4 protein-coding genes are annotated in these 3,445 nt (G+C 65.5%); all 4 read left to right on the plus strand.

The window, feature by feature from the left end; all coding sequences use genetic code 11:
• Positions 1-340: 340 nt before the first annotated feature.
• Positions 341-712 carry a hypothetical protein gene (locus tag PSV05_RS06305; RefSeq protein WP_300063189.1) on the plus strand — a complete coding sequence of 124 codons (372 nt, stop codon included), beginning with the start codon at positions 341-343 and terminating at the stop codon, positions 710-712.
• A 128-nt stretch (positions 713-840) separates the two neighbouring features.
• Positions 841-2,163: a DDE-type integrase/transposase/recombinase gene (locus tag PSV05_RS06310; protein WP_300063191.1), complete on the plus strand. Its 1,323-nt coding sequence runs from the start codon at positions 841-843 to the stop codon at positions 2,161-2,163.
• Positions 2,164-2,165: 2 nt separating this feature from the next.
• A complete protein-coding gene (locus PSV05_RS06315) occupies positions 2,166-2,960 on the plus strand; it encodes an ATP-binding protein (protein WP_300063193.1) in 795 nt (264 codons plus the stop codon).
• On the plus strand, positions 2,957-3,151 hold the full coding sequence (locus PSV05_RS06320; RefSeq protein ID WP_300063196.1) for a hypothetical protein: 195 nt from the start codon (positions 2,957-2,959) through the stop codon (positions 3,149-3,151). The genes PSV05_RS06315 and PSV05_RS06320 overlap by 4 nt, the downstream gene beginning before the upstream one ends.
• The last annotated feature ends 294 nt before the right edge of the window (positions 3,152-3,445 follow it).

The raw sequence follows: 3,445 nt of genomic DNA on the forward strand, positions 1-3,445 counted from the left end.
TGTTACGTCCTTTGAAATCCTAGGCTCGCCGGGGCGCTAAATTCCGTGCTCTTCGAGGGCGTTCAGTAAACGTTCGCCCATGGCAGCATGGGACGTCATGCAAAAAAGATAGGCCAGTACTCCTCTGATATCGTGTGAAGTTCTCACGCCTAACACATACCATCGGGACCGGCCTATGCATCGAATTCTATCTGCAAATCCTTCGTTACCCCAACATATCGAGCAAATTGCGCACGCGCCGGAAGTCTACCGGCCGTTCGCTTGCCCGCATTGCGGGATAGCTGGTCTTTGGCTGCATGGTTTTTACGAGCGCAAACCAGACCGCGACGGTCCTGCCGCCGTGTCGCTCAATCCGGTACTGGTGGCCCGCTTCTGCTGCGGTGCTTGCGGGCGCACCTGTTCGCGTTTGCCGCTGTGCATTGCGCCGCGCCGCTGGCACCCATGGGCCAAACAGCAGCGGGTTCTGCTGGACCTGTTGGCCGGCGCCTCGCTACGCGGTGCGTCCCTGTGCGCCGGTGTCGCCCGCCACACCGCGCGCCGCTGGCGCGACTGGCTGCATGCCGGCACCGCGACGTTCGCGTTCGTGCTGCGCAGCCGCTTCCCGGAACTGGGCCGTGGCGGCGACGGCCCCGGCTTCTGGGCGGTCTGCCTGGCCGCGATGCCGCTGGCGGAGGCGATGGCATGGGCGGACCACGAGGTTTGCGTCCCATGAAACGCTGATCCGAAACCACCAGGAGACAGGCAACGCCGCTTAAATTTCCCACCCCACACACTTTGCCCACTGCCGCCGGCGGCCGATATCGGTTTCTATGAACGCTCCCGAACTCAACAGGAGCACCCATGAAACAGATCGACCCGACCGCCTTGTTCCGCCTATCCGTGCTGGGGCCGCTGGTCAGCCGCGAGCGTCTTGAACGCGGCGAGCTGCAGCGGACCCTGCGCGATTTGGCCCAGCGCCAGTACGCGATCCCCAACTCGCGCCGCACCTACCTGGGCGAGAAGACTATAGAAAGCTGGCTCTACAAGTACCGGCGCGAAGGCATCGACGGCCTGGCGCCCAAGACGCGCATTGACCGTGGCCGCTCCAAGATCGCGCCGGCCCTGCAGGAAGCCATCCTTGCGGCCAAGCGCGACAATCCGCGCCGCTCGATCCGCCAGATCGGCCAACTGCTGCAAACGAGCGGCGAGGCGGCCAAGGACAGCCTGTCGCGCTCGGCGATCCACCGCCTGCTGGCCAGCCACGGCATCGCGCGCATGAGCGGGTCGTCGAGCCAGCCCGAGGAGAAACGCAGCTTCGTAGCCGAATCGGCCGGCGCCATCTGGTACGGCGACGTCATGCATGGCCCGCGCGTCATCGTCGATGGCAAGCCGCGCAAAGTCTACCTGGTATCGCTGTTCGACGACGCCTCGCGCTTGGTCACGCACAGCGCGTTCTGCCTGGGCGAGACGGCGCTCGACATCGAGGGTGTGCTCAAGCAGGCGCTGCTCAAGCGTGGCCGGCCCATCAAGCTGGTGGTCGACAACGGCGCCGCCTACAAGGCCGGGACGCTGCAGGCGTTGTGCGCGCGACTCGACATCCACCTCATCTACTGCCGCCCGTATCAGCCGGCCGGCAAGGGCAAGATTGAACGCTGGCACCGCACCGTGCGCGACCAGTTCCTCAGCGAACTCGATGTCGCCCGTATCGGCGACCTGGCCGACCTGAACGCGCGGCTGTGGGCCTGGCTCGAATGCGTCTACCACCGCACGCCGCACGAAGGCCTGGCCGGACTGACGCCGCTGGCGCGCTACCAGCAGGACTTGCCGAAGATCCGACCGCTGGGCCAGTTCGCAGCCCAGCTCGACGCCATGTTCCACCACCGGATCAAGCGCTACGTGCGCAAGGACGGCACGGTGTCGTACCTGGGCGCCAAGTTCGAAGTGCCCTACGAGCTGGCAGGCAAGACGGTGCGGCTGGTGGTCGACCCGCATGCAGGGGTGGTGGTGGGCGTCGAGGACGAGGCTGGCGAAACGCTGGGCCTGGCCACCAGGCTGGACGCGCATGCCAACCTGCACCGGGTCCGGCGCAAACCGGATCCGGAACCACCGGCACCGGGTCCGCGCAGCGGCCCCAACCTGGTCGAGATGGCGCTGACGCAGTACCACGGCAAGAAGGAGGATTGAACATGTACCTCCAACACTTCGGACTGCGCCACCCGCCGCTGGGCAAGGAAGGCAAGGAACTGTGGGACGACGGCGCGCTGGCGCAACTGTCCGAGCGCTTCAACTGGCTGCTGCAGGCGCCCGGGGTCGGGCTCATCACGGGCGAGCCCGGCGTTGGCAAGACGGCGGCGCTGCGCAGTCTGACCGAGGCCCTCAATCCGCACCGCTACCAGGTCGTCTACCAGCCCGAGACCGACTTCGGCCGGCTCGACCTGTACCGCAGCCTGGCCGGCGCGCTCGGGGTCGATCCATCCTACCGGCGCGCGCAGCTGTGGCGCGACATCAAACAACGCATTGCCGAGATGGTCGACGGCAAGCAGCTGCTGCCAGTGTGGATCATCGACGAGGCGCAGAATTTGCCGGTGGAGTTCTTCCGAGACCTGCCGGCGTTCCTGAATTTCGCGTTCGACGCGCGCGATCTGATCACCGTATGGCTGGTGGGACACCCCGCGTTGGCGCAAACGCTCGAGCGCGCGCCCTATGCGGCCCTGCACGGGCGCATCGCCGCGCGGGTGCAGTTGCGTCCCGTCGTCGAGCGCGAACGCTTCGCTCTGCTGATCGGCCATGCCCTCAAGACGGCCGGCTGCCAGCATACCCTGCTGGCCGATTCCGGCATGGAGGTGTTGCGCCAGGCATCGAAGGGCTTGCCACGCATCGCCGGACGGATCTTGCACACCGCCATGCGGCTGGCGGTGCCAAAAGGTTTGAACCACCTGCCGGACGACCTGCTTCAACAAGCCATTGAGGAGCTCAGATGAAACAGAACCAGCATTGCAAGATCCCACGCGACTTGAGTGATGAAGGGGCCGCCACGCTGGTCCAGTTCCTGCGCAAACTGACACGCGACTGCGAAGCGCTCTACGCAGTTCAGATCAGGCGTCACGATGCGGCGCTGCGCGGTGATTACGATCCAAACCAGCCCTGGAAATATCCACACGAGCCATTCTGACTAAAGAACGCCGGTGGTCCGGCTTCTGCAGGACCAGCCTGCCGGCGTTCGATCCATCGGCGGGGGCGATTTGAGCCGAGCGAAGGCGAGGTCGCCCGTTCAGGGCGTACCCCCGCGCCTGCCCGGCGCTCCTCCAGAGCGACCGGCCGTCGACACCAATGCCGACAGGGCCACACTGCGGCCATCCCATGATCAATGGCGGTGACGCTCTACCTACGCAAGATCGGGACGATCCCGTTTGCCAGCCCTCGAATAGGGTGAACCGAAGATCCTAAAATAGCGCGGTGCGTAACA

Origin of the sequence: Thermomonas sp., assembly GCF_029945965.1 — a bacterium.
Taxonomy (GTDB): Bacteria; Pseudomonadota; Gammaproteobacteria; order Xanthomonadales; family Xanthomonadaceae; genus Thermomonas.